Source organism: Streptomyces sp. NPDC006487 (genome assembly GCF_042870555.1).
Lineage (GTDB): Bacteria > Actinomycetota > Actinomycetes > Streptomycetales > Streptomycetaceae > Streptomyces.
The window spans coordinates 414,271-437,230 of sequence record NZ_JBIAHN010000005.1; the positions used below are offsets into that span (position 1 = coordinate 414,271).

General features: G+C 69.5%; 21 protein-coding genes. 13 read left to right on the forward strand and 8 right to left on the reverse strand.

Features of this window, described 5'->3' with window-relative positions:
- A partial coding sequence (locus ACFYM0_RS11175) for a peptidoglycan DD-metalloendopeptidase family protein (protein WP_388499276.1) occupies positions 1–1,082 on the reverse strand: 1,082 nt, incomplete at its 3' end.
- A gap of 17 nt (positions 1,083–1,099) precedes the next feature.
- The gene (locus tag ACFYM0_RS11180; protein ID WP_388499279.1) at positions 1,100–2,080 is read right to left on the reverse strand and encodes an alpha/beta hydrolase-fold protein; all 981 of its coding nucleotides are present in this window, start codon (positions 2,078–2,080) and stop codon (positions 1,100–1,102) included.
- A gap of 378 nt (positions 2,081–2,458) precedes the next feature.
- On the opposite strand from ACFYM0_RS11180, the gene ACFYM0_RS11185 reads away from it, so the two are divergent.
- The 8 genes from ACFYM0_RS11185 (at position 2,459) to ACFYM0_RS11220 (ending at position 10,845) form a co-directional block, all read left to right on the forward strand.
- Complete coding sequence (locus ACFYM0_RS11185) at positions 2,459–4,069, forward strand: hypothetical protein (RefSeq protein ID WP_388499281.1); 1,611 nt, start codon at positions 2,459–2,461, stop codon at positions 4,067–4,069.
- 148 nt (positions 4,070–4,217) lie between these two features.
- The gene (locus ACFYM0_RS11190) at positions 4,218–4,697 is read left to right on the forward strand and encodes an RICIN domain-containing protein (protein WP_388499284.1); all 480 of its coding nucleotides are present in this window, start codon (positions 4,218–4,220) and stop codon (positions 4,695–4,697) included.
- An 81-nt stretch (positions 4,698–4,778) separates the two neighbouring features.
- A complete protein-coding gene (locus ACFYM0_RS11195; RefSeq protein WP_388499287.1) occupies positions 4,779–5,963 on the forward strand; it encodes a serine hydrolase domain-containing protein in 1,185 nt (394 codons plus the stop codon).
- Between the two features lie 80 nt (positions 5,964–6,043).
- Complete coding sequence (locus ACFYM0_RS11200; protein ID WP_388499289.1) at positions 6,044–7,153, forward strand: alpha/beta hydrolase; 1,110 nt, start codon at positions 6,044–6,046, stop codon at positions 7,151–7,153.
- A gap of 104 nt (positions 7,154–7,257) precedes the next feature.
- Entirely contained in the window at positions 7,258–7,590 is a 333-nt protein-coding gene (locus ACFYM0_RS11205) for a hypothetical protein (RefSeq protein ID WP_388499291.1), read from the forward strand.
- A gap of 71 nt (positions 7,591–7,661) precedes the next feature.
- Positions 7,662–8,729 carry a hypothetical protein gene (locus ACFYM0_RS11210; RefSeq protein ID WP_388499294.1) on the forward strand — a complete coding sequence of 356 codons (1,068 nt, stop codon included), beginning with the start codon at positions 7,662–7,664 and terminating at the stop codon, positions 8,727–8,729.
- Positions 8,726–9,667, forward strand: coding sequence for a nitroreductase family protein (locus ACFYM0_RS11215; protein ID WP_388499296.1), 942 nt, complete (start codon positions 8,726–8,728; stop codon positions 9,665–9,667). The genes ACFYM0_RS11210 and ACFYM0_RS11215 overlap by 4 nt, the downstream gene beginning before the upstream one ends.
- Complete coding sequence (locus ACFYM0_RS11220) at positions 9,664–10,845, forward strand: YcaO-like family protein (RefSeq protein WP_388499299.1); 1,182 nt, start codon at positions 9,664–9,666, stop codon at positions 10,843–10,845. Before ACFYM0_RS11215 ends, ACFYM0_RS11220 begins: the two co-directional genes overlap by 4 nt.
- 70 nt (positions 10,846–10,915) lie before the next feature.
- On the opposite strand, the gene ACFYM0_RS11225 is transcribed toward ACFYM0_RS11220, so the two are convergent.
- From ACFYM0_RS11225 to ACFYM0_RS11245, 5 genes are all read right to left on the reverse strand, one after another.
- Positions 10,916–12,052 (reverse strand): hypothetical protein, encoded by a 1,137-nt coding sequence (locus ACFYM0_RS11225; protein ID WP_388499300.1) that lies wholly within the window; start codon positions 12,050–12,052, stop codon positions 10,916–10,918.
- Between the two features lie 167 nt (positions 12,053–12,219).
- Entirely contained in the window at positions 12,220–13,446 is a 1,227-nt protein-coding gene (locus ACFYM0_RS11230) for an amidohydrolase family protein (protein WP_388499302.1), read from the reverse strand.
- 2 nt (positions 13,447–13,448) lie between these two features.
- Positions 13,449–14,423, reverse strand: a complete 975-nt coding sequence (locus tag ACFYM0_RS11235) for a hypothetical protein (RefSeq protein ID WP_388499305.1) — start codon at positions 14,421–14,423, stop codon at positions 13,449–13,451.
- Positions 14,424–14,529: 106 nt separating this feature from the next.
- The gene (locus ACFYM0_RS11240) at positions 14,530–15,648 is read right to left on the reverse strand and encodes a fatty acid desaturase family protein (protein WP_388499308.1); all 1,119 of its coding nucleotides are present in this window, start codon (positions 15,646–15,648) and stop codon (positions 14,530–14,532) included.
- Between the two features lie 7 nt (positions 15,649–15,655).
- Positions 15,656–16,711, reverse strand: a complete 1,056-nt coding sequence (locus tag ACFYM0_RS11245; protein WP_388499311.1) for a ferredoxin reductase — start codon at positions 16,709–16,711, stop codon at positions 15,656–15,658.
- A gap of 86 nt (positions 16,712–16,797) precedes the next feature.
- Here ACFYM0_RS11245 and ACFYM0_RS11250 point away from each other — a divergent pair, with 86 nt between their 5' ends.
- The gene (locus ACFYM0_RS11250) at positions 16,798–17,937 is read left to right on the forward strand and encodes a PucR family transcriptional regulator (RefSeq protein ID WP_388499313.1); all 1,140 of its coding nucleotides are present in this window, start codon (positions 16,798–16,800) and stop codon (positions 17,935–17,937) included.
- A 70-nt stretch (positions 17,938–18,007) separates the two neighbouring features.
- Here ACFYM0_RS11250 and ACFYM0_RS11255 read toward each other — a convergent pair whose 3' ends face one another.
- Positions 18,008–18,985 (reverse strand): LysR family transcriptional regulator, encoded by a 978-nt coding sequence (locus ACFYM0_RS11255; RefSeq protein WP_388499316.1) that lies wholly within the window; start codon positions 18,983–18,985, stop codon positions 18,008–18,010.
- Positions 18,986–19,057: 72 nt separating this feature from the next.
- On the opposite strand from ACFYM0_RS11255, the gene ACFYM0_RS11260 reads away from it, so the two are divergent.
- The 4 genes from ACFYM0_RS11260 to ACFYM0_RS11275 form a co-directional block, all read left to right on the forward strand.
- Positions 19,058–20,557 (forward strand): aminotransferase class I/II-fold pyridoxal phosphate-dependent enzyme, encoded by a 1,500-nt coding sequence (locus ACFYM0_RS11260; protein ID WP_388499319.1) that lies wholly within the window; start codon positions 19,058–19,060, stop codon positions 20,555–20,557.
- A 96-nt stretch (positions 20,558–20,653) separates the two neighbouring features.
- The gene (locus ACFYM0_RS11265; RefSeq protein WP_388499322.1) at positions 20,654–21,595 is read left to right on the forward strand and encodes an ABC transporter substrate-binding protein; all 942 of its coding nucleotides are present in this window, start codon (positions 20,654–20,656) and stop codon (positions 21,593–21,595) included.
- Positions 21,595–22,539, forward strand: coding sequence for an amino acid ABC transporter permease (locus ACFYM0_RS11270; protein WP_388499324.1), 945 nt, complete (start codon positions 21,595–21,597; stop codon positions 22,537–22,539). Before ACFYM0_RS11265 ends, ACFYM0_RS11270 begins: the two co-directional genes overlap by 1 nt.
- Positions 22,536–22,960: ATP-binding cassette domain-containing protein (locus ACFYM0_RS11275; RefSeq protein ID WP_388499327.1), on the forward strand; the 425-nt coding region annotated here is incomplete at its 3' end. The genes ACFYM0_RS11270 and ACFYM0_RS11275, both read left to right, overlap by 4 nt.

The window sequence follows — 22,960 nt, forward strand, 5'->3', positions numbered from 1 at the left end:
AGATGCCGGAAAACCTCACCATTGAGAGCGAACACCTCAAGCCGGCCGTCCGACGCCTTCGCCATCTCGATACGGCTCATCCCCGGACCCACACCAGTCCCCTCCCAACCCGACCAACCACCGCTGGCAGCCGTCTGGAACCGGTGGAACACGTTCTCCGGACCCGAAGCGAAAACCTCAAGACGCCCATCACCATTCGAACCCACAGCGACGTCACGACCACCGCCGCCGAAGTTCTCCCAGCCCGACCAACCACCGGACGGCTGGTTCTGGTAACGGTGCTGAAGAACCTGCCCGTTGATCGCGAACACCTCGAGACGCCCGTCCGCATTCGGCCCGATCGCCAGCTCCGCACCCTTGGGCCCAGCGATGAACTCCCACGCAGACCAAGCACCGTTGACGCTCTCCTGCCAGGCATGATGCACACCATCCGCCCCCGCAGCGAACACCTCAAGACGCCCGTCCACCGACCGCGCCGACACCACACGACCCGACTCCGCCGGATACACCAACGGCGCGGGACCAGGATGACTGCCGGGTATGCAGGGCATGTCGATGCCACGTTCCGCCAGGTAGGGAATCGGGTCGACACGCACGGACGCGCCCGCGTTCCCCCAGACCCGAAGGTGGAGATGAGGCCCGCTGGACTGGCCTTCGCTGCCCATCAGCGCGATCTGCTGCCCGGCGCTCACACGGTCGCCCTCCTGGACATCCCGCTGGTACATGTGGCCGTACTCGGTGATGGTTCCGTCGGGGTGCAGGATGCGGATCCACTGCCCGTAGCCGGGTTCGTATCCCGAGATGGTCACCTCGCCGTCGCCGACCGCGTAGATCGGGGTGCCGCGGTCGTTGGCGATGTCGATGCCGTTGTGCTCCCAGCTGTAGTACTGGGTGATGTCACCGGCGGCCGGGCAGGCGGCGGCGAAACCGGCGGCCCCGGCCGGGACCGGGGAGGAAGCGGTCTGCGCCCCGGCGGGGGAGGCGACGGCGAGCCCCGGTGCGAGGATCACGGTCAGCGCGAGAAGAAGCCCGAGCACCCGCCCGGGCAGTTGCCCGGACTTGCGCCGGGAAAGGACGGACATCTCGCGAGGTTCCCCCGTCACGCCTTGCGCAGGCGGTCGATGACGCCGTTGATGTCGTCCCGCAGCAGATCCCGGCGGACGTAGTGGCCGCCGCCCACCTCGTGCTGCTCGTAGGGGATGCCCGCGCGGTCGAGGTTCCACTTGAACTCCCGCTGGGTGGCGAGCACCAGTGTCTCGTTGGCGTAACCCTGGATGTCCTCGGGGCTGGTGCCGGCGACGAGGAAGACCCGCTTGTGCCGGTAGCTCTCGATGCGCTCGCACGGGTTGTCCGCGCTGACCCGGGCCTGGTCCCAGAAGGGCACGCCGTAGATGCTGCCGCCGTTCAGTTCCACGGCCGCGGAAGAGGCGTTGGCCCAGTGGGTCACCAGGTCACCGTTGCCCCCGCGCAGGTTGGCAGGGCCGGAGTGGGCGCTGACCGAGGCGAAGTGGCCGTAGTACTTGGCCGCGTACTTCAGGGCGCCGAAGCCGCCCATGGAGAACCCGGAGACGGCGCGGCCGTCGTACTCCGCGTAGGTGCGGAAGTTCGCGTCGATCCACGGGATCAGCTGCCCGATGTGGAAGTGCTCCCAGTTCCGGGCGCCGATGTTGGAGCTCACGGCGTTGGAGTACCAGCCGGCGCGCCCGCCGTCGGGCATCACGACGATGAGGTCCTTCCAGGCGGTCAGACCCCGGATGTCGTGGAACCGGTCGAAGGTGATGAAGTCCTCCAGGCCACCGTGGAGGAGGTAGAGGACGGGGTAGCGGCGCCCGCTGGTGTGGTAGCCGTCGGGGAGCAGGACGTTGACGGCCGGGGTCCAGCCGCCGATGGCGGAGGTCTGGAACCGGTAGTACCACATCCGGTGATCCTGCTCGTTGCGTTCCGTGACGCGCAGGTCGTCGCCGGCCGCCGAGGCCGCCGACGCCGACGCGAGAACGCCGCCGGCTCCCAGGGCCACCGCGGCGGTGAGCCCGCCTGCGGACTTGAGGATGCTCCTGCGGGTGGGGTCCTGCGTGGTCAAGGTGACCTCCTGTGGGCGAGCTGGCTGGTGACCCGGCTGCCGCCCCAGCGGCACCGGCGGTTTGGAAGCTAGCGATCCCCGCCCGGGAGGAGTATCCGGAACCTTACGGACTGACAGAACCGGCTCGCGTCCTCTAGGCCGTGTGACGACGTGAAGCCCGCAGCTCGACCGGGTGCTCGCGGAGGTGAGAATCCACGTCCCCGACCCGCTGGCTGCCTTAGCGGGCGGGTCCGCGGGCGACCATCCGTAATTCTCCGGATCCCCGGGCCGTGTCCCCCTCGGTAGCTTTCGGCGCGATCGCACGGTGACCCGGCGCGACCCGCGGCGGGTCCCCCTCTCCCGTAAGTGCCTCGTACCGCTACCGACCAGGAGCCCGTTGTGAGCGCACACCACCCCTCCCGCAGAGCGCTTCTCAGAACCGCCGGTGGACTTTCGGTCGCCCTATCCCTCGCCGGCGCAAACGTCCTCGCGACGGGTTCCGGGGCGAGTGCCGCCGGAAGCGGCATCGGTCTCCGCTCGGCCGAGTCCGTCCAGTCCGTCCAGTCGGACGTGGGCGGCCCGATCACCCGCGACGAGATCCTGCTCCGCGCCCAGCACTGGGTGGATCTGAACGTCTACTACAACCAAGCCGACTCGCACCCGGACCTGGAAGGCAAGCACTACCGCACCGACTGCTCGGGCTTCGTCTCCATGGCACTGCACTTGTCCTCGTCCCCCAATACGGTCGCCCTGCCCGAGTTCCTGGACCTGATCGCCTGGGAAGATCTGAAGCCCGGTGACGCCGTCGGCACTCTCGGGCCGGGAACCGGCGGCGACGCGGGACATGTCGTGCTGTTCGCCGGCTGGGCCAACCGCGAGCACACGCGCTTCTTCACCATGGAGGAGATGGGCGGGGCGGGGTCCGTCAGATATGAGCGGCCGATCAACTACACCACGAGTGGCGGCCTGTTCACCGCACGCCCGTACCGCTACAAGAGGGTTGCCGAGGCTCCTTCCCACCACGCCGTCAGCCCGGCCGAGACGGGCCGTGTGGTGTCGGCACGGTCGGCCGACGGCCGGCTGGAGACCTTCGCGGCCGGAGCCGACGGGGTGTACCACGCCTGGCAGACCGAGGTGAACGGCGGCTGGTCGGCCTGGCGGCCGCTCGGCGGTCCGCGGAACGCGCAGATGACGATCGTGCCCAACGCCGACGGTCGGCTGGAGCTGCTGGCGATCAACGGCGATACGGCCCAGCACGTGTATCAGACCGGCCCGTCCGGGGACTGGTCCGGCTGGCAGGGTTTCGGCACGGGTGGTCGGTACATCGCCGCCGGAACGAATGCCGACGGCCGTATCGAGGTCTTCGCTTCCGGCCCGAAGGGGGTGTACCACAGGTACCAGACCGCGCCGAACGCCGGCTGGTCCGGCTGGGAGTTCACCGGTGGCGGCCCCGTCGACGCCCGCCTGGAAATGGAGAAGTCCCCCGACGGGCGCCTCGAGGTGTTCGCTCTCAACGGCGCGGTCTTCGAGCACCAGTACCAACTCGCCGCCAACGGCGGTTGGTCCGCATGGGAACACTTCGGAGGAGGTGGCCACGATCTGACGGTGGACCACAATGCCGACGGGCGTCTTGAGGTGTTCGCCTCCGGACCGGAGGCCATTTTCCACCGGTACCAGGAAAGCCCGACCTCCTGGTCGGGCTGGGTACGAACCGGCGGCCCGGCCAACTCGAAGCTCACCAGCGAGCGCACCGCCGACGGCAGGGTGGAGGTCTTCGCCCTCAGCAATGAGATCGCCGTCCACGCCTGGCAGACCGGGATCAACGCCCCCTTCGGCGACTGGGTCACCATCGGCACCGGTGGCACGGACATCACCGCCGCCACCAACGCCGACGGCCGTATCGAGGTCTTCGGGACCAGCCATGCGGGCGTCTACCACACCTGGCAGACCGGCTTCTCCGACTGGGCCCAGTGGGCGTGGCTCAACGGTTCCGGCCCCGCGATCAACTGACAGGGGTGGCCGCCGGGGCCGGGGCATCGCATGGAGTTCCGGCCCCGCTGTCACTCCGGAGGGTTCCGGGTGCCCAGCCCCCTCCCTCGGCTCCTAGCTTGTGGCCCAGCCAGTTCAGCCCACGGACACGAAGGAGACCACGGATCACATGCGCGTCAGGACAACGCTTCTGCTCGGCGGGGCCCTCGCCCTCGCCTCCCTCACTCCGGCGACCGGAGCCCTGGCCGCCGCCTCCGGCCCTGTCGGCCCTGCCGGCCAGGCGAGGACGTACGACGCCGTCCAGTCCTTCCAGAACCAGGCCACGGGCCTGTGCCTGGACGACACCGACAACGGCTTCCGCGCCTGGAGCTGCAACGGCTCGAATCCGCAGCGGTGGAGCGTGCGCGTCTGGGGTGACGGGACGCGCCAGTTGATGAACATCAACACCGGCCGCTGCATCGAGAACACCAACAGCGGCTTCCACACCGCGGCCTGCAACTCCAGCCCGGAGCAGAGCTGGTGGGTCAAGGCCTGGGGCGACAACACCGTCCGCTTCCAGAACCAGCACACCTCGCGCTGCATCGACGACAGCTCCCAGGGCCTGCGTACCTGGACGTGCAACGACCTTCCGTACCAGAGCTGGTCCTGAGCCCGATGGCGACGCACGGCGAAGCCACTCCCCCCCTCCCGCGATTCCGGCAGACGTTTCCCTCCACGAGGAGCAGGTTCGATGAAGTTGAAGCTGACCGCGTTGCGGTTCTCGCTCGTCCTCGGTGTGACCGGTGCACTCATGGCAGTGCCCACGGCCGCACAGGCACAGGCACAGACGCAGGCACAGGGACAGGCACAGGCACAGACCCCGGCCCGGTCGACCGCGGACCACTCCGCCACGCTCGCGGCCCTGAACGAGCTGAAGGCGGGCGGCGGTCCCGGGGCGGGCGTCTACGCGGGGACCCGAGACGCCTCGTGGAACCTCTCCACCGGCACGGCCACCATCAACACCAACGATCCGATCGGCCCGGACGAGTACTACCGCGTCGGGAGCCAGTCGAAGACCTTCACCGCCATCGCGGTACTGAAGCTCACGGAGGCGAACGGGATCGGCCTCGACGACCCCATCGAGCAGCACCTGCCCGGTGTGGTCTCCGTCAACGGCTACGACGGGAACCGGATCACCATCCGGCACCTCCTCCAGCACACCAGCGGCATACCGGTCAACGGCCTCCCGCTCGCGCAGGCCCGCCCGGACGGCTCGTACACGCTCGCGGCCCTGGTGAAGGACGGACTGCGCTTCGCCCCGGCCTCCCAGCCGGGCGCCGCCTTCCAGTACTCGAACACCAACTACGAGATCCTCGGCATGCTGATCGAGAAGATCACCGGGCTGCCCGTGCACCAGGCCGTCACCCAGCAGGTGATCCAGCCGCTCGGCCTGGCCCACACCCGCTTCCCCGCCCCAACGGACCGCGCCGTGCCGGGCCCGGCGATCCACGGCTACCGGGGCACCCGGATCGGCTCGTTCTTCTTCTGGCTGGACGGGACGGCGTTCGAACCGTCCACCTTCTACGCCTCGGGCGCCGTCATCTCCACGCTGCGGGACATGACCGCCTTCTACCAGGCCATCGTCGACGGCACGGCGCTCTCGCCCGCGAACCTCGCCGAGATGGAGAAGACCTTCGAGCTCGGGCAGCCCGGCTCGGGGAACGGCTACGGCCTCGGGATGCTGAAGTTCGCCCTGCCCTGCGGCGGCACGGCCTGGGGACACGATGGAGCCGTCCCCGGCTACTACTCACAGACGCTCGTGACCGAGGACGGGCGGCACGCCTCCGTCATGACCAACGCGCACCTCGCCACGAACATCCCGGGCGCGCAGATGTACAAGACCCTGACCAGCGCCCTGTGCGAGACGTCGTCCTGACCCTGCACCAGCCCGTGCCCCTGCCCCTGCCCCTGCCGCTACTCCGCCACAAGAACAGCCTCACAGAAGGGAGAACCACCGTGCGATCCCTGCTCACCGGCGCTGCCGGCCTCCGCGCCGCGATACGGGCCACCGCGTTGACCGCCGCCGCCGTGGCGGCGGTCGCGGCGACCGCCCTCACCGGCTCCACCGCCCACGCCGCCGGCGTCGCCGACGCCCCCACGATCCCGGCCTTCACCGACGGGCAGGGTCTGATCCAGGTCGCCGGGACGACCGAGGTGCGCTCCGGGACCGACTTCACCCTCACCGTCACCACGCCGCAGCTCTCCGGCCGGCACAAGGTACGCGTCTTCCTGCCGAGCGGCTACTACGCCGAGCCGGGCAGGCGCTGGCCGGTGGCGTACTTCCTGCACGGCGGTGGCGGCACAGTGAACGACGCCGCCGCGGCCCCGGCCCTGCGGGACGACCGGATGATCACGGTCGTCCCGGACGGCGGCCTGAAGGGCTGGTACGCGAACTGGCACATGCAGAACACCGCCGAGGGCGCCGCCAACTGGGAGACCTTCCACCTCCAGCAGGTGGTCCCCTTCATCGACGCCAACCTGCGGACCCTGCCCGACCGCGGCCACCGTGCGGTCGTCGGCCTGTCCATGGGCGGCTTCGGGGCCCTGCACTACGCCCAGGCCCGCCCCGACCTGTTCGGGCGCGTCGCCTCCTTGTCCGGGGGCATCGACTTCGGCCTGTGGGAGGTCCGTGCCGCGGTGCTGGCCACGGAGCTCAACCTGACCGGCGCCTGGTGCGCCTCCACCACTTCGGGTACCGGCAACTGCACCGGCTACGGGCCGATGGTGGACAGCGACGCGATCTTCGGCTCGCCGTACGCGATCTTCAACGACCGGATCTGGAACGAGGTCAATCCCGCCTCCCTCGCCAACCTGGGCAAGCTCGCCGACACCGGGGTCACCCTCTATACCGGCAACCAGGGTCCGATCGACGCCAAGACGGCGGTCGCCTCCACCAACGTCGCGAACCGCCTGAACCAGCTGGGCATCCCGAACCGCTTCGTCAACTACGGCAACGGCTCCGCCCTGTCACCCGCCTGCAAGGGCGACCACTCCTACGCCTGCTGGGCCCCGGCCCTCGCCGACTACGTCCCCCGCCTCGCGAACGAGTTCGCCCAGACCGGCTGAAGCACCCCGCTCGGCCGACCCGCTCATCCCCGCCGGCGCGGGGTGGGCGGGGCCTCTGCGCAGACGGGGTCCGAGCGAGGTCCGCCGTCGGACCGGAGCGCCAGTTGCTCTTGATTGACAACCCGTCACCAGGGCTTTCTTCCTTCCCGACCCCCGGTATCTGCATCAACTCGCGGCAACGCCGCCTTGGCTGCATATTGATCATTTCATTCACCGGCATCATGCCCCTCATTGACAGGCTGCCGAAACCTGCTGAGACTGTCTTCATGAAAGAAATGAAGATCGAGATTGTCCAGGCGCCGAAATCCGCGAATGAACCCGGTCTCCACGCCGAATCCGCGGAGACTTCCGGGGGCATCGACGCGCTCTTCGAAGAGGTCGATCTGTTCTCGACCGCTCTGATCCAAGGCGGCTGCACCGACGGAGTAACGCTCTGACCTCCCACCCTTCCTCAACAGTCGACGCTGCTGCGCCAGTTGCAGCGTGCCGGTTGGTGGCGCATCCACTCGTGCGCCTCGAACCGACAGGTCCGGGGAGCTGGCTGCTGAGCCGCGAAGATCGATTGCACGGGCACCGGGTCTCGGCGGTCGCGGCAGCCGCTCTGGTCAGCGCATTCACAAAAACGGGCCGGACCGAGTTGACGTCCACTATTTCGACTTGGACATCGTCAAAGGGTTCCGCCGAGAAAATCATCGATTGGCTCATATTCGAGGGATACCTCGTCGATTGCTCCGACAGCGAGGCGGCGGAAACCGCAGACTGGCTCGACCAGTGGAATGCGAACGGATGGCGGGCGGCTGCCCGCTACCACGCCCGGACTTTCGGGTACCCCTTCGAGTTCTACGCATCGGATGGGAGCAGTGCGGAAGACTTCCGCCGGATGGTCGCGTACAACCAGCGGCAACCCGACACCGACCGGGCCCGAGGGAGAATCGTCGATGCGGCCGTCAGCCATCCTCTGCCCGACCCGGCTGCCGAGTTGAACGAGGCCCGTTTCGGCACCGTCGTCGCAGGGGCGTCCCCCGGGCGGAAGTTGAACCGCGATGCCGTCCTGGACCTGCTGTCCCTGCTCGCGCGGCCGATCCGGGCCGATGACATGCCGTACGCCCGGGCCGCGCCACTGCTTCGAAAGACCAGTCCGTCCGGCGGAAGCCGGCACCCGACCGAGTTGACCCTCCTCACCAGCGGGTTGCCCGATGTGCTCGACGGTGTGTACCAGGTGGCGTCGGTCGACGGCGTGCTCGACTCGGTCGACAGCGTGTGGACGCCGCCTGCGGACTGGCTGGGCCTCTTGGGCCTGGCTGCGACGACCGGTCCCTGGGCGCTCGTTCTCTACAGCTCGTTCTTCGCACGCAACCGCTATCGGTACCGCGAACCGCGGACGTTCCGCACCGTACACATGGACGTCGGGCACTTGATGACCACGTGCGAGTTCCTCGGGCGTGCCAACGGCTGGCGGGTGCGCCAGGTCCAGCACCTGAACGGTCCGGAGGTCGCGGCGCACCTCGGGGTGGACCCGTACGTCGAGTGCCCCATGTCGGCCACCCTGTTGACGAGCCTTGAGAGGCCGAATTGACCAAGCAGTGGTCCCCGATGCTGGTGATCCGTCCCGAATCCGGCTCAGCTCGCTTGGAAGACTCGCAATCGCGCCTGACCGAGACGGTGAACCCGGCGGCCCTGGCCGAACAGATCATCGGCGGGTCGGCCGCCGTCGGGAGCATGGCCCCCGGCGAACCCCACCTGTCGGATCCCGTCCGTGCCGACTGGGTGGCCGGAGGCTGGCGGCCCAGCCTCGAATACTTCGACTGGTCGGAAGAGGGCCGGGTCGGGGCCGTCCGCGAGGAACCCGTGGGGGAACTCGTAGAGGAACCGGTGGCCGACACCACGGCCGCGGACTGGCGGTGGGGGGAACCGGCCGGTCGCGCTCCTGTTTCCGGGCGCACCGTCGGGGAGGTGCTCGTTCACCGCCGTACGGCACGTTCGTACGACCCGAAGGGGCTCGGCCAATCGGCCTTCGCGGGCATCCTTCACGACTTCGCGGCCTTGCTGGACGACTCCGTCGACACGGGCGGATTTCGGGTCGGACTCCGGTTCACGGCCGTCGTGTACGGCGTCGACGGTCTGACGCCGGGCGTATGGAGCCTCTGCCTGAAGAACAAGGTGGCGACCCTGGTCCGCGCGGCGGAGCTGCGCCGGGTCATGTCCGACCTGATGTGCGGGATGCAGGCGGCGGAAACAGCCGGCGCCACCGTGGTTCTGGTCGCGGACTTCCAGGAACGACAACAGCGGTTTCCGTACGAGCGGGCTCTGCGCGAACTGTACGTCGAGGTCGGGCGGATCGCGCAGTGGTTGATACTCGCGAGCGAAGCGCGCGGTGCAGGCTGTTTGATCACCCCGGCGACCAACGACAAGGTGCTGTGCGACGTGCTCGGCCTACCGCCTGGGCAAGCACCCGTCTACACCATCACCTTTGGGCCGCGGAAGCCCGGCCGGACCGTAGCGGGACAAGCATGAGCCTGCTCGAGAGTGCCCACCGGGAAGCCTGGGATTACCAGCGCTTCCGCAGCCCGTTCCATGGGTTGTACGGCTCGGTGGTCATAGCCGATGACGACGTGCTCGGGGTGGCCTGGGACGTCGACCCGCGCTCGGCCGGGGTACGGGCACTGGGTGAAGCGGTCGAGCGGTCCGCGCTGTACGAGACCCCCCTCGAGCAGGTGCGCGGCCGAGCGGCCGGCCTCGGTCCTGCAGCCATCAGGCTTGACGACCGAGTGACGTTCAGCCCGCGGCAGCTGGCCGAAAGCCCCCGGCTCGCGGTCTTCGGCTGGGACGAGGACACCGAAACCACCTGGACCCCGATGCGCTCGCCCCGTGGCGAGCGGCTGGTGCCGTACGACGTCGCGCGCCGACGGATCGGCGACGCCGACTCGCTGCGGCCCAAGCCCATGACGTCGATCGGCACCGCCTGCGCCGACGACGCAGAGACGGCGCTGGGGCGGGCGTTGCTCGAGGTGGTCGAGCGCCATGCCGTCGCCTCGGCCGTGTACGCAGGCACCCCGGCCTCCCTCGTGGATGCGGCACGGTACGGTGCGGGCGACATCGTCTCGCTCTTGGGCACCGACGCGCGTTTGCGCGTCGGCCTCATCGACTCGGGTGTGCCGGGAATTCGCGTGGCCATCGCGGCGATCTCCGGTGTCCGGGGAGACCTGCCTCAAGCCGGATTCGGGTCCGGTGCGGGTCTTTGCGTCGAGGACGCGGTGCGGGCGGCCGCGCTCGAAGCCGTTCACGTCTTCCACCTCGGCTGGCGGCTGATGCGGCGCGGCACGCCGGCGGATCCGGTCCCCACGTCGGTCAACCAGCGGACTGTGTGGTGGGCCCGCCACGGCCTGCCGCACATTGACGACTACTTCACCGCCGAAGAGATCGAGGTGTCCGGCGGAGCGGACGCTCGGCACGGGTCGCCGGTCGCGCGCGTGGGAGGCTTCCTCGATGACCACGGGTACGACTGGGGCTACGCGGACATCACTCCGCCATGGGCCTCCGGAGTGGTGGTGGCCCGTGCGGTCGTGCCGAGTTTTCTCCACCTCCAGATCAACGAATTTCCCTTCCTCGTGGCACCGCGCTTCCAGACCGTGGTGAACGCGTTCATGGAGCGGACGTCCGCCGGCACGGTCGTCCCGCACCCGTTCGTCTGACACCCGTTCCTCTGACACCCGTTCCTCTGAGGCTGCGCATCAACCGCCCAGCGCTCTCCGGGTATGCGCCTCACGACTCGCCGCGCGGCCTGCCGATCACCGCCTCGCCCACCACGGCGGCCGAGCGGATGCCGTTCCCCAGTCCGGTGGTGGTACCGAACCCACCGCCCATCGGGCAGAACGAGAGCCCCCGATCGACGCTCACCAATGCCATGGCTTCGAGGGTCGCGCCGACTTCCTTGAGCGCGGTCGCATACACGATCGAGTCGTAGGAATGGGCGGGGCGGTCGTAGTCCAGGGTGAAGAGGATCATCGCCTGGATCGTGTCGCCGGAGATTCCGGTCAACCGCTCGGCCAGTCCGAACCATCGGTCCATCGCCGGGGCTGGTCCGAGGGCCGGGGCGAGGTCGTGATCCAGGGCATCGTACTCATACGCGCCCCGGGCGAGGTCGCTGACATTGCCGGCGAGGACGACCGCCGAGAGTCCGGAGAGCGCCCCGCCGTTCGGGATGGAACGCCATGCCCGCTGGCTCGTGGCCGTGCGTTCCAGCTTGCGGATCCGGAGCGACGAGTCGAGGAGGGCGCTCAGTTCGGCTCGCCCGATCGGAGCGCCGCCGTGGTCGCGCACCGTCGACCGGGCCGAGACCGCGTCGCGCAAGGTCAGGCCCTTCGAAGCGTGCACGTCGTGGTGGAGCGGCAGGCGGTGCTCCAACGCGGGCCGGGGCACGGCGGCATCGGGACCGAACAGTCTGGGCTCCCTCTTGGCACCGTAGTCCCCGAAGCTGGTATCCAACCGTGTCGCCGTGTGAAAGACCGAGTCGTGGAACTCCCACGCGGCGGTGACATCGGCCGGTTCCGCGGTGACCAGGAGCCGAGCACGGCTCATCAAGCCGAGCAGTTCGTTCTCCACCTCGCCGACCTCGCCGCCGTCGCCGAGGTCGACCTGCGCGATCAGGCGGGCGGCGAATTCGACGGCCCGGACCGAGGCGAGAACGATCCGGTCACCGGAAGCGCTGCCGCTCAGCTCGGGCCCGTCGCGGCCGAGCCGGAGATGTGTTGCCGGCCGGGGGCGCACCGGATGCGCCCAACCGCTTTCGGGTCCGCGGCGGACACCGCGGGCGCCCGGCTCGTGCCGAGCCATCACCTGCTCGTGGTGGACGAGCTCGGCGACGAGGACGCCATGCTGATCGAGGTTGGTCAACACCATGCGGCCGACGGGAGACAGGGAGTCCGTGTCCCCGTTGATGTGTGCGAGCACCTCCCTCGCCGTGTCCCGGGGCACGCCGATCACCGCTTCGAACGTTTGGCGCGACAGCACGAGCCCGCTGTCGTCGAGGACGATGCTCCACCCCGGGGCCGTGGTCCAGCGTCTCATCACGACCTCGGCGTGAGCACCGTGCCCGGGGCCGGGTGCGGCTCAAGCCCCTGTGCACGCCATGGGGAGTCGAGCCGAACCACGCGACCGCGCTGGATCACTGCCTCCACCTCGGCGCAGGCGGAGACGTCAGTGAGCGGGTCGGACCTCAGCAGGACGATGTCGGCCGGAGTGCCGGGCCGTAGCGTTCCCAGTTCGGGGTGCCGGAGAGCCCCGGCGGCCGCGCTGGTGGCTGCCGCGAGTGCCTGCCGAGGGGTGGCACCCCATTCGACCATCGTCCTCAGCTCACGGGGCAGCGCGTCGAATGCCACACCTGCGGCGCCGGCATCGGTGCCGGCGATGAGAGTGACGTCGGCCGCCAAGGCACGCTCGAAACTGCGGCGGGCCTCGGGGAACTGCCGTACCGCCCGTTCCACCAGTTCTTTCCCTCCCGGTCGGACCCACCTCTGCGGATGCTCGACGACCGACCGGAGCGCCGTCGTCGTGGGGCAAAGAGCCGTGCCCTGCTTCGACATGACGTCCGCGGTGCTGTCGGAAATCGCGAAACCGTGTTCCAGGGTGTCGCAGCCGGCCTCTACGGCCGCGTCGATCGACCGTTCCGAGAAGTTGGCGTGCACGGCCACGGGAACATCCAGCCAGTGCGCCTCCGCGACCGCGTTCCCGAGCTCTTCCGGACGCAGTTCCACTCGGTGCGCCGCGCTGCGCATCATCAGCTTGATCACGTCCGAGCCGTTGGCCACGTTTCGGCGGACCAGGGCGCCGATGGCGGCCGGCCCTTCGGACTCGACCCCCATCCAATGGCCGTGCCCGCCCATGGCCGTGATGACCGGTCCGGACGTGAAGGGGCGCGCGCCGACGAACAGTTCCCTCGACCAGGCCGCGCGAACGGCGTACCCGACGTCCCGCGGAGCGCCGAGGTCCCGGACCGTCGTGATGCCGTTGGCGAGCGCGGTCGCGAGGTTGTCGACGGCGGAAAGGGTCATGGTGGTCGTGGTGATCTCCGACCATTTCGACGCGGTCCGTCCGTGAGGATCGCTCGTCGCATGGACATGCATGTCGATCAGGCCCGGAATGGCGAACAGGCCGCTTCCGTCGACAGTGGCCCGCACCGTGTCGGGCGTTGCGACGATCAGTCCGTCGCTCACGGACAACGCGCCGGGGATGGCCTGCCCGGAGGCCGGGTCCACGATCGTGCAACCCGTGACGGTGAACGTGGTGGTGGACACGACTATCCTTCTCTGCGGCGGTGGATGCGTGAGACTTCGCCCGACCACCCGCGCGCCCGGGCCAATTCCAGCGAGCGTGTGACGAGTTGATCCGCCTCGTCCCGCCTGTCCGTGGCGTCGCACCAGCGGGCCAGTTCCACGAGGGCGAGCAGATGGGCGCCGAGGTACGCGTGTCGCCCGGTGCCTGTTTCGACGTGTGACGTCATGGCATGGCCGGCTTTGCGCAAGGCCACTCGCAACCAGGTCTCCGCATCGGGTCTGATGCCCGTCAGCGCCTCGAGCGTCCTCACTTCTTCCAGGGGGACCTCTGCCCCTTCCGCCGCTGCCGCGAATGCGATTCCGGGGGCGAGGTACGCGTACACCGGTTCCCTGTGCGAGCCCGTCTGCTCGACGTGCTCGAAGTATTTCGACGTCGTCCGGAGCGCTTCGGGAACCCGTCCGCACCGCGCGGCGGCGTACGACTGGTGCGAGTACACGAAGCCGAGTTGGCGAAAGGCTCCGTGTTCCTCGGAACTCCCCCGCACCCGGTGCAGGAGGTCGGCCGCGTTCTCATACGAAGCGGCGGCGTCGACCGGGAAACCAGCGACGAGTTGGATGAACCCGAGATTGTGCCACGAACGGGCGGCTTTCATCAGGTTCGGAATCGCCATCCAGACCTCGATCGCCCGGCGGAAGTCCTCTAGCGGCGGATCTTCATCGAAGTGGTGAAACCGCCACACGCCCATCGAGTGGCAACACTCGCCGTAGGAGTCAAGGTCACCGGTGTCGCGGAGGAGTAATCGCGCCTTCTGCGCGCACTCGAGCGCCTCGGGCCCACGACCCTGTTTCTCGACCGCCCAGGCCACGGCCAGCAGCGACTTCCCTTCGCCGGCGGAATCTCCGCCCGCTCGGCACTGCGAAGCGGAACGCGCATAGCGACGTTCGGTCTTGGCGTATGTGGCAAGGTCGTCCAAGCCGAGCTGGTCCGGGGTGAACAATGCGGCCCCCTTCGCGAGGACCGCATCGTATCCGCCCGGTCGCCGATCGCTCCAGACCGCGTCCGGCGCATTTCCCGCCGCACGATCTCCGAACCAGTACCGGGAATCAGGCCGCGACGAGCTCCTGCTCGCGGTCCGGCGTCTTGACCTTGGGCTTCTTGTTCGGCAGCGAGAGCCGGAAGACCTTGTGCCACGCGGAGAACACCTGCTTGGGCAGCGGCCCGGTGACGTACTCCAGCTCGTACTTTTCGAACAGCGCACGCACCTTCACCGCGACCTCGGCGTACCGGTTGCTCGGCAGGTCCGGGAACAAGTGGTGCTCGATCTGGTGCGACAGGTTGCCGGTCATGAAGTGCATGGCCTTGCTGCCGCTGATGTTCGCCGAGCCCATCATCTGGCGGAGGTACCACTGGCCGCGCGTCTCGCCCTTGATCGACCGGCGCTCGAAGACCTGCACGCCCTCGGGGAAGTGCCCGCACATGATCACCGAGTGGGTCCAGATGTTGCGGACCAGGTTCGCGGTGAACGTGGCGGCGAGCGTCGGGAGGAACGACGGGCCGGACAGCAGCGGGTGGATCACGTAGTCCTTGAGCACCTGCTTGCGGATCTTGCGGCCCACGGCCTTGGCCCGCGCGCGGAACTCCGGGTTCCTGCGGCGGCGCTTGCTCAGGTTCTTGCCGAGTTCCAGGTCGTACGCCGCGATGCCGTACTCGAAGAAGCAGGCGTTGAGGAAGTTCCACAGCGGCTGGCCGAGGTGGAACGGGTGCCACCTCTGGTCCTCGTCGACGCGCATGATGCCGTAGCCGAGGTCGTTGTCCTTGCCGATCACGTTGGTGTAGGTGTGGTGCAGCTCGTTGTGCGAGTGCTTCCACTGCTCGGACGGCGAGACGTGATCCCACTCCCAGGTGGTGGAGTGGATCTTCGGGTCCCGCATCCAGTCCCACTGCCCGTGCAGGATGTTGTGGCCGATCTCCATGTTGTCCATGATCTTCGCGACGGACAGACCGGCGGTGCCGATCAGCCACGCGGGCGGGAAGATCGAGAACAGCAGCACGCCCCTGCTGACCAGCTCGAGCTTGCGCTGCACCGAGATGACCTTGCGGATGTAGGCGGCGTCCTTCTCGCCGCGGCCGGCGATCACCTCGTCGCGGATCGCGTCCAGCTCGCGGCCGAGCTCCTCGATCTGCTCCGAGGTCAGGTGGGCGGTGGGGTCGATGGCGGTCAAGGTGCTCCTACCGTTCGATGTCGCAGGGGCCCGCCGCGGCGGACACGCAAGTCTGGATGAGGACGCCCGGCTCGCCCTCGGTGATCTCGCCGGTGCGCAGGTCGCGGACGGCGCCCGACTTGAGCGGCGTGACGCACCCGAAGCAGATGCCCATGCGGCAACCGGAGGGCATGAGCACGCCGGCCTCCTCGCCGACGTCCAGCAGCGGCGTGGCGCCGTCCGCGTCGACGGTCTTGCCGGTGGCGCTGAACGTGACCTCGCCGCCGTCGCCGGCGACGACGATGGTGGGGCGGAAGCGTTCGGTGTGCAGCCGCTCTTCCACGCCGTGCTCGGTCCAGTGGGCTTCGGCGGCGTCGAGCAGGCCCGCGGGGCCGCAGGCCCAGGTCTCGCGCTCGGCCCAGTCGGGCACGAGTTCGTCGAGCCGGGTGATGTCGAGCATGCCGTCCGTATCGGTGTGCACCTCGGTGAGCCGCAGCTTCTTGTCCGCGACCAGGTCGTGCAGTTCCCTGCGGAAGATCACGTCTTGCGGCTGGGGCGCGCAGTGGACCATGACGACGTCGTCGAACTCGATGTCGCGGAGCATGCCCATCACGGGCGTGATGCCGCTGCCGGCCGTCAGGTACAGCACCTTGGCGGGCTTGGCCTGCGGCAGCACGAAGTCGCCGGTCGCCTGGTCGAGCTGGATCAGCGTGCCCGGTTTCGCCCTGCGGACCAGGTGGTTGCTGACCTTGCCGTCCGGGATCGCCTTTACGGTGACCGTGACACGGCCGTCCCGGCGGTTCGTCGGGGAGGTGATGGAGTAGGCACGCCACAGGCGCACCCCGTCGACGTCGACCCCGATCCGCACGTACTGGCCTGCCGTGTGGCCGCGCCAGCCCCGTCCCGGCCTGATCACGATGGTCGCCGCGTCCCCCGTCTCGGGGTGCACGGCCTCGATGCGCCCACGCAGGTCGGCACCCGCACGCAGCGGGCTGACCAGGTCGAGGTAGTCCGACGGCAGCAGCGGCGTCGTGACCATCTCCAGCAGTTTCCACGCCCGGCTGCGAAGGGCTGCACTCGTCATGGCCCCAGCTTGCTCTGCCTCAAGGCGTAAAGTCCTGACCACAGGACGTAAATCTGGTCGGCCGAATTGTTCGCAGGGAACAAAACATGAGTCATGCAATCCGGAGGGCCAGCGAGCTGGCCCTGGACGAGACGACGGTCACCGCGCTGCGGGCCGCGCTGAAGAACACCGCCGACGAGGTCGTCCAGGCGATCATCGACGAGGTCCCGTCCTACGCCAACGCCCTTTCGGGCCGCATGGGCGGCACCATCCGCCGAGCCGTCCGCACCGCCCTGGGGCACTACCTGGACCTCGCGAGCGGAAACGCCACGGGTGGCGACGGCGATGACGCGGCTTATGAGCTGGGCCGCGGCGAGGTCCGCGACGGCCGTTCGATGGACGCCCTGCTCAGCGCCTACCGCGTCGGCGCCCGCGTGGCCTGGCGATGCCTGGCAGCGGGTGCCGTACCCGCAGGTCTGCCCGCCGCCGAGGTCGCCAAGTTCGCCGAGCTGACCTTCGCCTACATCGACGAGCTCTCCGCCGCGAGCGCCGCCGGCCACGCCGACGAACTGGCCGCCCGGGGCAGGGCTCACGAGCGCCACCTGGAACACCTGGCCCGCGATCTCCTCGCCGGCGCCAGCACGGACGTGCTGCTCGCCTCTGTTCAACGGGCCGGGTGGCAGCCTCCGGTTTCGCTGACCGCGGTCCTGCTGCCCGCCGCCCAGGCCTGGCCCGCCTACCGGGCGCTCGACCCGAGCACCCTCGTCCTCGACGATCTGCCGGACGTCACCGGTGTGCTGCTCGTCCCCAATGCCGACCGATCACATCTCTTGCGGCTGCTGACCGACCGCACCGCCGTGGTCGGCCCGGCCCGGCCATGGACTCGTGCGTCCGCCTCGTACGCACGAGCCGTACGCGCGCGCTCCCTCTCCTGCGACATCCGCGACACCGAGGACCACCTGCCCGAGCTGGTGCTGAGCGCTGACGCGGACGCGTTCGCGGACCTGCGCGCCCGGGCCCTCGCACCACTGCGGACCTTGCCCGCCGCGACCGCACGGCGGCTGGAGGAGACGTTGCGGGCGTGGCTGCTGCACCAGGGCAGGCGGGACGAGGTGGCGGCGGCGTTGTTCGTCCATCCCCAGACGGTCCGGTACCGGATGTCGCAGCTGCGGGAGCTGTTTCCGGATCTCGCATCGCCACAGCGGGTCCTGGAACTGACGCTGGCGGTCGGTCCTCGGGTCGGCTGACGCAGACCTCGACCGTCCACGCGGGCCGGGCCGTACTCGCCGCGGAACGCGAAGACGACGAGGACGTCGCTCACGGCACGGCCACGCGCGGCCCGCCTACCGTGACGTCGGTGCTCTTCGCCGGCTGACCGGCTGCACCAGCCCAGCGGTCCACGATCAGTGCGGCCTGCTCCTGGAGTGCCGAGACCAGTTCCTGGGCGCTCTGGGCGGCAGTCGAGCGGAGGACGACGACGCTGATCTCACGGGCGAGGGTGGGGCCGGCCAGGGGACGTACGGCCAGGTCGGGAAGGACGGCTCCCAGCGCGAGCCGCGGGACCAGGGCCACTCCCGTGCCTGCGGCCACCAGGCCTTGGACTACGGCGTAGTCATCGGTGCGCATGGCGTGGACCGGTTCGAAGCCCTCTTGGGCGCAGGCCCAGGCCAGCACCCGGTCACAGGGGTCGTGCGGGTCGGCGGCGCCCACCCAGGCGGTGTCACGCAGTTCTGCGAGGGGTACCCGGTCCAGGGCCGCGCACGGGTGGTCCTCCGGCATGACCAGGAGCAGCGGGTCGGCCAGCAGGGGATGGAGCTCGAAGTCCTCGTCCAGGTCGAGTCGGTCTCCGGGCTGGGAGAAGACGAGGGCGGCCTGGAGTTCCCGCGCACGCAACCCCAGGAAGAGGGAAGGGAGTTCGCCTTCCGTGAGGGAGATGTGGACGCCCTGCTGGTGGAGGCGTTTGACGGCGGGAGCCAGCAGCAGGGCGCCGGCGGTGGGGAAGGTGCCGATGTGGAGGGTACGGGTTCCCCGCTCGGCGAGGTCGCGCACCTCCAGCTCTGCCTGGCGCAGGCGCTCGAGGACGGCCACGGCGTGCGGCAGCAGGGCCTCCCCGAGCTCCGTCAGCGCGGCTCCGCGCGGTCCGCGTTGGACGAGATGGGCGTCGAGGTGGCTTTCCAGGGCGTTCAGGTGGTGGGTGATCGTGGGCTGGCTGTAGTGCAGGGCGCGGGCGGCGCCCGCGAGCGAGCCCTCTTGTGCGATGGAGCGGAGCACCTGGAGGTGGCGTACTTCGAGCATCCATACAGAGTATGGAGGGATGAAGAAAAGTCCACCATTCCTCAATAGGCGACCGGGTGTCACGCTCGCCGGGTGAACACGCGAACCACCCCTTCCCCCAGCCGCTCCCCCGCATCCGACCAGCTCCGCGCCCCGTACGCCGAGGCCCTCCTGGCCCACGCGGAACGGGACTGGCTGCGGCTGAACGTCCCCGGTCACGCGGCCGCCCCCAGCTCCGGCCTCGCGGGCTTCTTCGGCTCCCGGGTGACGGACCTGGACTTCCCCCCGCTGCTCGACGGTATCGACCTCGGCCCGGACACCCCGCTTGACGAGGCACTGGCGCTGGCCGCCCGGGCCTGGGGTGCACGGCGCACCTGGTTCCTGACCAACGGCGCCTCGCAGGGCAACCAGATCGCTTCGATGGTCACCCCTGCCCTGGGCCGCACCCTCGTCGTGCAGCGCAGCGTGCACTCCAGCGTCGTCGACGGGCTGGTGCTGTCCGGGCTGGACGCCGTCTTCGTCCAGCCCTCCGTCGATCCCGTACAGGGCATCGCGCACGGCGTGACCGCCAAGGACGTGGCGGAGGCGCTCGACCGCACACCCGACGCGGCGGCCGTGTACATCGTCTCGCCCAGCTATTTCGGGGCGGTGGCCGACGTCCGCGCCATCGCGGACGCCGCGCACACCGCCGGAGTGCCGCTCATCGTCGACGAGGCTTGGGGTTCGCACTTCGGTATCCACCCCGCGCTGCCCGCGGGTGCGCTGTCTCTCGGCGCCGACCTGGTGACCTCCAGTACGCACAAGCTCGCCGGGAGCCTGACGCAGTCCGCGATGCTGCACCTGGGCGAGGGGCCGTTCGCGGACCGGCTCGAACCCCTGGTGGACCGGGCCTTCCGGCTGGTGCAGTCGACCAGCGCGAGCGCCCTGCTGACAGCCTCCCTGGACCTGGCCCGCCGGGCCCTGGTCGTCGGCGCCGATCGGATCACCGGCTCGGTGGAAGCGGCGGACAAGGTGCGGGGAGTGATCCGCGCGCTGGGCCGCTTCGCCGTGGTCAGCGACGGCTTCCACCGCTTCCCTGACATCACCCGCGCCGATCCGCTGCGGATCGCCATCGACACGCGCGCCGGCGGCATCACGGGGCACGAGGCCAGGCGGCTGCTCTTCCGGGACCACCAGATCATGGTCGAGGTGGCCACCGACGCCGCGATCGTCGCCGTGATCGGCGCCGGGTCGGCTCCCGACTCGGACCGGTTCACCGAGGCCCTGCACTGCTTGCCGTCCCCCCTCATCGGCGCCGGGGCCGACGCCGCCGTCCGGGCGCCGCTGTCACTCCCGCGGCCGGGTCCCGCGCGGCTCACGGCCCGTGAGGCGTTCCTCAGCCCTGCCCTGGTGGTCCCCGCCGAGGAGGCCGTCGGCATGGTGTCCGCCGACACCCTGGCCGCGTACCCGCCCGGCATCCCCAACGTGCTGCCCGGCGAGGTCATCACCGCCGAGACGGTCGACTTCCTGCGCCGTACCGCCGCCGCCCCGGGAGGCCACGTGCGCGGGGCCCACGATCCCGCGGTCGCCCGCCTGCGGGTCGTCGCGCCCTGACCGCCTGCCCCACCCCCTCCTCCCCGACCGGTCCCCCAGCCGTAGCCGTGGGCGCTCATCCCCTTCCCCCTGCACTCATTACCTGGAGCAGCCACCATGACCGTGCGCACTTCCACCCTGCGGCGTTCCCTCGCCGCGCTCACCGTGCTCACCGCCCTCACTACCGTCTCCGCCTGCGGTGACCAGACCAAGGACGATCGGTCCGCAGGCCCGTCGGCGGCCGCGGGGGTCAAGGCCCCGCTCCACGGCCGGCTGCCCGGGAACATCCGGTCGGCGGGCGTCATCCGGGTCGGCTCGGACATCGCCTACCCGCCCGTCGAGTTCAAGGACGCCTCCGGCAAGACCGTCGGTCTCGACGTCGACATCGCGCGCGCCATGGGTGAACAGCTCGGCGTGGAACTGCGCTTCGAGAACGGGACCTTCGACACGCTGGTGACGGGCCTGCGTGCGGACCGCTTCGACGTCGTGATGTCCGCCATGAACGACACCAAGGACCGGCAGGAGGGCACCGACTCCGCCACCGGGAAGAAGATCGGCGAAGGCGTGGACTTCGTCGACTACTTCACGGCCGGGGTCTCCCTGTACGCGCGCAAGGGCGACGCCGCCATCACCGGCTGGCCCGCCCTCTGTGGCAAGAAGGTCGTCGTGCAGCGCGGCACTGTCGCTCACGACCTCGCCACCGCGGAGTCGGCCAAGTGTCCAGCAGGCACCTCGATCACCGTCGAGCCCTATGACAACGACCTCGAGGCCCAGACCCGCCTGCGCAGCGGTGGCGCGGACGCGGGCTGTTCGGACTTCCCCGTTGCCGCCTACGCCGTCAAGACCTCCGGCGGAGGCAAGGACTTCCAGCTCGTCGGCGAGCAGACCGGAGCGGCCCCGTACGGCATCGCGGTCTCCAAGACCCAGACGCAGATACGTGACGCCCTCGCCGCCGCCCTGGACGCGATCATCACGAACGGCAGGTACGCGCAGATCGTCGCCGCCTGGGGTGTCCAGGACGGCGCGGTCACCAAGGCGACCATCAACGGCGGTTCGTGATGCCGGAACCGATCGACACGACGAACGCGGCCCCGGCCGGGACCGTTGACAGCATCAAAGCCGCCGGGACCATCAAGGCCGTCCCGATCCGGCACTACGGCCGCTGGGTGTCCGCCGTGCTGGTCCTGGGCGCGCTGGCGCTCCTCGTCCATGCCTTCGCCCGGGGCAGGGTGGACTGGGGGACGGTCCCCGCGTACTTCTTCGACGACCTGATCCTGCGCGGCGTCGGCAACACACTGCTGCTGACGGTGGCGGCGATGCTCCTCGGCGTGGTCCTGGGCCTCGTACTGGCGGTGATGCGCCTGTCGAGCAACCCCGTGACCAATTCCGTGGCCTGGGGGTACATATGGTTCTTCCGCGGTACGCCTGTCTACGTGCAGCTGCTCGTCTGGTTCAACCTCGGCCTCGTCTTCCAGTACGTCGACCTTGGTCCGGTCTACCGCGACCAGTGGTCGGACTTCATGACCCCCTTCCTCGCCGCTCTGCTCGGCCTCGGTCTCAACGAGGCGGCGTACATGGCGGAGATCTGCCGCGCCGGCCTGCAAGCTGTCGACGAGGGCCAGACCGAGGCCGCGCACGCACTCGGCATGAGCCGGGGCAAGACCCTGCGCCGGATCGTCGTCCCCCAGGCGATGCGGGTCATCGTGCCACCCACGGGCAACGAGGTCGTCAACATGCTCAAGACCACCTCCCTGGTGGTTGCGGTCCAGTACGACGAGCTGCTGCGGTCCGCGCAGAACGTCGCGCAGACCTCGGGGGCCACGGCGGAGATGCTGTTCCTCGCCGCCGGCTGGTACCTGATTCTCACCACCGTCTTCAGCGTCGGCCAGTACTACCTGGAGCGCCGCTACGCACGCGGTTCGCTGCGTGCCTTGCCGCCCACCCCCTGGCAGAAGGTCCGTACCGCCCTCGTCTCCTTCCGCCGCCCGGAGGTGGCCCGATGAACGCCCAGCCGATGGTCAAGGCCGAGGCCGTCCACAAGTCCTACGGCCCCGCCCACATCCTGCGGGGCATCGACCTCGAAGTCGCCCCCCGCGAGGTGTTCTGCCTGGTCGGCCCGTCCGGCTCCGGCAAGTCCACCTTCCTGCGCTGCATCAACCACCTCGAGCGCATCGACGCCGGACGCCTCTCCGTCGACGGCCGGCTCGTCGGCTACAAGGAAAAGGCCGGAAGGCTCTACGAGCTGAAGGACAGCGAGGTCGCGGCGCAGCGCCGGGACATCGGCATGGTGTTCCAGCGCTTCAACCTCTTCCCGCACATGACGGCCATGGAGAACGTCATGGAAGCCCCGGTCATGGTCAAGGGCGAGAGCAAGTCGGTCGCGCGGGCGCGCGCCGTCAAGCTCCTGGACCGGGTCGGCCTCGG